Here is a 4,829-nt window from a genome sequence, read left to right on the forward strand (position 1 = left end):
CGCTGTGGCGGCTCTCGGTGCCGCCGACGGCGCCGCCGCTGGCGGTGTCGGGCGAGCAGCTGATCGAATGGGGCGGCGCGCAGCGCTGGCTGTGCACCGCGTTGCCGGCGGCGCTGGTGCGCGACGCGGCGACGCTGGCCGGCGGGCATGCGACGCTGTTCATGTCGAACGACAAGTCGGCCGGCGCGTTCGCGCCGCTGCGCGCGCCGCTCGACCGCATCCACCGCGAGCTGAAGAAATCCTTCGACCCGCAGGGCGTGTTCAATCCCGGCCGCCTCTACCCGGACCTCTGATCGATGCAAACCAGGCTGTCCTCCGAGTTCAAGGGAACGCCCGACGGCGACGCCGCCGAGGCGATCCTGCGCAAGTGCGTGCACTGCGGCTTCTGCACCGCCACCTGCCCGACCTACCAGCTGCTCGGCGACGAGCTCGACGGCCCGCGCGGGCGCATCTACCTGATGAAGCAGGTGCTCGAGGGCGAGCCGGTCACGCGCAGCACGCAGCAGCACCTGGACCGCTGCCTGACCTGCCGCAACTGCGAGAGCACCTGCCCATCGGGCGTGCAGTACGGCGCGCTGCTCGACATCGGCCGCAAGCTGGTCGATGCGCGCGTCGAGCGGCCGCGCGGCGAACGCACGGTGCGCTGGCTGCTGAAGGAGGGGCTGACCTCGCCGCTGTTCGCGCCGGCGCTGAAGCTCGGCCAGGCCGTGCGGCCGCTGCTGCCGGCCACGCTGCGCGACAAGGTGCCGCCACGCGCCGGCGCGGCGGCGCACCGCTGGCCGACGCGCCAGCACCCGCGCAAGATGCTGCTGCTGATGGGCTGCGTGCAACCGGCGATGGCGCCCAACATCAACAGCGCGACCGCGCGCGTGCTCGACGCGGCCGGCATCCAGACGGTGGTGGCCGACGAGGCCGGCTGCTGCGGCGCGATCCGCACCCACCTGGGCGACATCGACGGCGGGCTCGATGACATGCGCCGCAACATCGACGCCTGGTGGCCGTTGGTGCTGTCGGACCAGGTCGAGGCGATCGTGATGAACGCGTCCGGCTGCGGCGTCACCGTGAAGGACTACGGCCATGCGCTGGCCCGCGACCCGGCCTATGCCGAGAAGGCACAGCGCATCGCCGAGCTGACCTGCGACCTCAGCGAGCTGCTGCCGGAGCTGGTGCCGCGGCTGAAGCCGCGCCTGAAACTGCGGGACGGCAAGACCGGGCCGCGCTCGCTCGCCTTCCACCCACCATGCACGCTGCAGCATGGCCAGCAGCTGCGCGGCGGTGTCGAGACCCATCTGACAACGCTCGGCTTCGAGGTGCGCGTCGCGGCCAGCGAAAGCCACCTGTGCTGCGGCTCGGCCGGCACCTACTCGGTGCTGCAGCCGGAGCTCGCGTACCAGCTGCGCGACCGCAAGCTCGGCCACCTCGACGCGCTGCAGCCGCAGGCCATCATTTCTGCCAACGTGGGCTGCATCCAGCACCTGCAGAGCGGCACCGCGATCCCGGTACGCCACTGGATCGAGGTGCTCGACGAGGCGCTGGCCGCCTGACCCCACGAAAACAGACGGATTTGTCCGACATCGAACGCGGCCACGTCCGACAGACCTGCCCCGAAGCGACGCCGACACTGTGTTCACCGCAGCGCACACCGCGCTGCCTTGAACAAGGAGATCGCCATGAACAAGGACCAGGTCAAGGGCCGCGTCGAAGACGTCAAGGGCAAGATCAAGGAAACCACCGGCAAGGTGGTCGGCAATGACCGCCTGCGCAGCGAAGGGGYCGCCGACCAGGTGGCCGGCAAGTCGCAAGCCGCCTACGGCGATGCGAAGAAGAAGGTCGCCGATGTCGCGAAGGACATCGGCAAGCGCATCGACGAGTGATCGCGAGCTACCGCTTCCGGCCCGGGCCGCGCATGGCGCGACCGGGCTGTTTCAACTTCATTGCCGCTTCATCATGAACATCGAAACCCTGCAAGCCGCCCAGCGCGTCAGCGCCTGGTACCGCAACCGCCGCCCGGTCGCCACCGTGCCGTCGCACGTCGTCACCGATGCCGCGAACGATGAATCGCCCGAGGAGCACCCTCAGGGATGCAGTTCCGAGGTCAGCTCGACCGGCGTCGCCGCCTTGCTGCGCAGCGCCCACAGCACGCCGGCCACCAGCAAAGCCACGCCGGCCAAGGTCTCGGCCTGAGGCCAGCTGCGGCGCAGCACGAAGGCATAGGCCAGCGCCGACAGCGTCTCGAACACGATCAGCTGGCCTGCCAGGGCCGTTGGCAGGCGCTGGCTGGCCTCGTTCCAGCACAGCGTACCGAGCCATGAGGCGAACAGGCCGATCGCGAACATCAGCGCGATGAAATCGCCGGGGCGCGGGCCGAAGGGCATCGCGAAACCCCCGCCTGCGGCATCCCCCTGCAGCGCCATCCACACCCACGTGACTGCATACCCGACCACCGCAAGCGGCAGCGTCGCGAGGCCTTGTGCCGTCGCCCAGCTGCGCGGGCTGCGGTCGGGGTGGGCGCGCAGCCAGTCGGCATTGCGCAGCGGGTACCAGGTCCAGCAGACGACGGCACCGACCGCCAGCACCGCCCCCCACGCATAGCGGGCCAGGTCCGCCTGCGGATCGGCGCGCAGGTGCCCGATCTCGACGTGGTTGACGAGCCCGATGCCGGCACCGATCAGCAGCAGCGACGGCAGCAGCCGCACCCAGGCGATCGGCTCGCCGCCGACCCCCTGTCCACGACGATCGCGCAGGTTGGCGCAGATCGCGATGACGACCGGCAGCGTGCCGATGATCATCGTCGGCAGCGGCCCGCCGGCACGCTGGATCGCGCTCGCGAGGAACAGGTAGTAGACGACGTTGCCGATCGCCGCGAGCTTCAGCGCCTCGATCCAGTCGGCGCGGGTCAGTTGCGACAGCCGCGCCCGGTCGAGCCAGCCGAGCGGCAGCGCGATCAACCCGAAGGCCAGGTAGCGGCCGAACGACTGCAGCGCGGCCGGGTACTCCGGCAGCATCAACGGGCCGACGAACACCAGGCCCCACATCAGGCCGGCGGCGAGGGCGAACAGGGTTCCGGTGAGCAGGGCGGGAGACGTCATCGGCGCAGTGTCGCGCCTCGGCGGCCGGCGGTCTTGTACGAGATTGCCGTCGGCCTTCAGGGAGCCCGTGCCGGCACGCGCGACGACAGCGGCGCGGGGCGGTACGCCGGCCGGAACTTGCAGCCACTGCCGAAGCGCGCCTCGTGGGCCGTGCACAGCTTTGCGACACCTTCGGGCGTCGGCCGCTCGCCGTCGTCGACCCAGCGCAGCAGCGCCGTCAGCAGCGCCGGGTACTCCGGATCGCCCAGGTAGCTGTGGTCGGCCTCGTCGCTGAAGGTCTGCACCAGCCACGACGACGCGCCGGCCGCCTCGACGATCTCGCGGTACGCACTCTCCAGCTCGACGAAGGCGGTCGGGTCGTGGATGGCATGCAGCGTCAGCACCGGCAGCTTCAGCCGGCCGGTGGGGCGGCTGTCGGCCGCGAGCGCCGCCACTGCCTGCGGGTCGGCGGCGTAGCGCAGCACCTGCTTGTTGAGCGCGGCATCGTCGGCCGAGCCGCTGTAGGCGACCTTCGCGTTGCCGAACGGGTTGCGGGTGCCCAGGCGCTTCTGCGTCAGGTCCTGGAACAGCCAGGTGCCCCACTGCAGGTGGCCGAGCAGGCTGCGCTCGGGAATGTGCACCACCGACAGGATGGCGTGCAGCCGCGCCGCCTGCTCCGGCGAGCGCTGCGCGGCCGGCAGCCCGACGCCGGTGCATTCCTTGACGCGCTCGGCCAGTTCGGCGCGCGTCAGCTTCGAATCGAGCGGCAGGCCCTGCCACAGCGGGTAGGCCGCTTCGTCGGGCTTCGGGTGGTTGTGGCAGACCTGCTGGTAGACCACGCGCAGGTCGAGCCGGAAATCGTAGGCGTTGTTGCCGCCGCCCAGCACGCCGCTGGTGAGCAGCACGCCGTCGTAGGCGGGGGGACCGTAGAGCTCGGCCGCCTTCGCGGCCACGCCGGCGCCGTAGCTCTGCCCGTGCAGCACGGTGCGGCGCGGTTTGCCGAAGCGCTCGATGAACAGCTGGCGCAGCCGCTCGGTGTCTTCGGCGGCCATCGTGACGCCGTAGCCGCCGCGCCGGTAGCTGGAGCCGGCCCAGGCATAGCCGGCCTTCACCATCACGGCCCAGCGCTGCAGGTCTTCGGCGCTGCGCGCGAGCGATGGCGCGCCGACCTCCGGCCCGCCGTGCGCATGCACCACCAGCACCTTGTTCCAGTCGGCGGGCATCGCGATCCAGTACAGCGCGCCCTCCGCATCGCGACCGTTGTAGCAGCGTGCGTCGGCCGCCACGCCTTCGGGACAGGGCGCCGCCTGCGGCTCGGCCCTCGGGTCGGCCTTCTCGGCATGCACGACGGGCAGCATCGCGGCCAGCCAAGCGGCGAGGGCCCAGGCCCGCCAGAGTCCCGAGGCGTGCTTCATCGTCAGTTCCTGATCCCGAGTTGGTAGACCGCGCCGGCGCCGGACGACACATAGCCCAGCACGCCGGCATTGAACACGAAATTGCCCGCGGCGGCACCGCTGCTCTGCGCGACACCCAGCACCGGCGCGTCGTAGGCCAGCGTGCCGGTGCTGGCGCCCAGCGTGAGGCTGGTGCCCGACACCACCGCAGCGACCTGGCTGCCATCGCTCGCGGCGAGCGCGAAGTGCCCGTCGGCGCTGCCGGCGGCCAGCGGCGTCTGCGGCGCATACAAGCGCAGGCCGTGCGCGCCGGACGGGTCACGTACCAGGAACAGCGGCACCGTGGTCGCACCGACCTGGCCGAACA

Annotated in this window: 4 protein-coding genes and 2 pseudogenes; 3 read left to right on the plus strand and 3 right to left on the minus strand. The window is 71.3% G+C overall.

All coding sequences use genetic code 11. The features are described from left to right. The 3 genes and pseudogenes from glcE to AC1D01_RS21010 all read left to right on the plus strand — a co-directional run. Positions 1 to 293, plus strand: a pseudogene (gene glcE, locus AC1D01_RS21000) (glycolate oxidase subunit GlcE); the annotation flags it as partial. Positions 294 to 296: 3 nt separating this feature from the next. Continuing rightward, positions 297 to 1,544 (plus strand): glycolate oxidase subunit GlcF, encoded by a 1,248-nt coding sequence (gene glcF / locus AC1D01_RS21005; protein ID WP_477869699.1) that lies wholly within the window; start codon positions 297 to 299, stop codon positions 1,542 to 1,544. Positions 1,545 to 1,670: 126 nt separating this feature from the next. Further along, a complete protein-coding gene (locus tag AC1D01_RS21010) occupies positions 1,671 to 1,874 on the plus strand; it encodes a CsbD family protein (RefSeq protein WP_477869701.1) in 204 nt (67 codons plus the stop codon). Positions 1,875 to 2,075: 201 nt separating this feature from the next. On the opposite strand, the gene AC1D01_RS21015 is transcribed toward AC1D01_RS21010, so the two are convergent. The 3 genes and pseudogenes from AC1D01_RS21015 to AC1D01_RS21025 form a co-directional block, all read right to left on the minus strand. Next, positions 2,076 to 3,074, minus strand: a complete 999-nt coding sequence (locus AC1D01_RS21015) for a DMT family transporter (RefSeq protein WP_477869705.1) — start codon at positions 3,072 to 3,074, stop codon at positions 2,076 to 2,078. A 71-nt stretch (positions 3,075 to 3,145) separates the two neighbouring features. Further along, positions 3,146 to 4,483 carry an alpha/beta hydrolase family protein gene (locus AC1D01_RS21020; RefSeq protein ID WP_477869703.1) on the minus strand — a complete coding sequence of 446 codons (1,338 nt, stop codon included), beginning with the start codon at positions 4,481 to 4,483 and terminating at the stop codon, positions 3,146 to 3,148. 2 nt (positions 4,484 to 4,485) lie between these two features. Beyond that, positions 4,486 to 4,829 (minus strand): annotated as a pseudogene (locus AC1D01_RS21025) (tannase/feruloyl esterase family alpha/beta hydrolase); the annotation flags it as partial.

Source organism: Rhizobacter sp. P3_B12, from assembly GCF_056402895.1.

What these genes read in the sequence shown, in the direction of transcription:
- glcF (WP_477869699.1), top strand. Translation starts at nt 297, where the DNA reads ATGCAAACCAGGCTGTCCTCCGAGTTCAAGGGAACGCCCGACGGCGAC.
- AC1D01_RS21020 (WP_477869703.1), bottom strand. Translation starts at nt 4,483, where the DNA reads ATGAAGCACGCCTCGGGACTCTGGCGGGCCTGGGCCCTCGCCGCTTGG.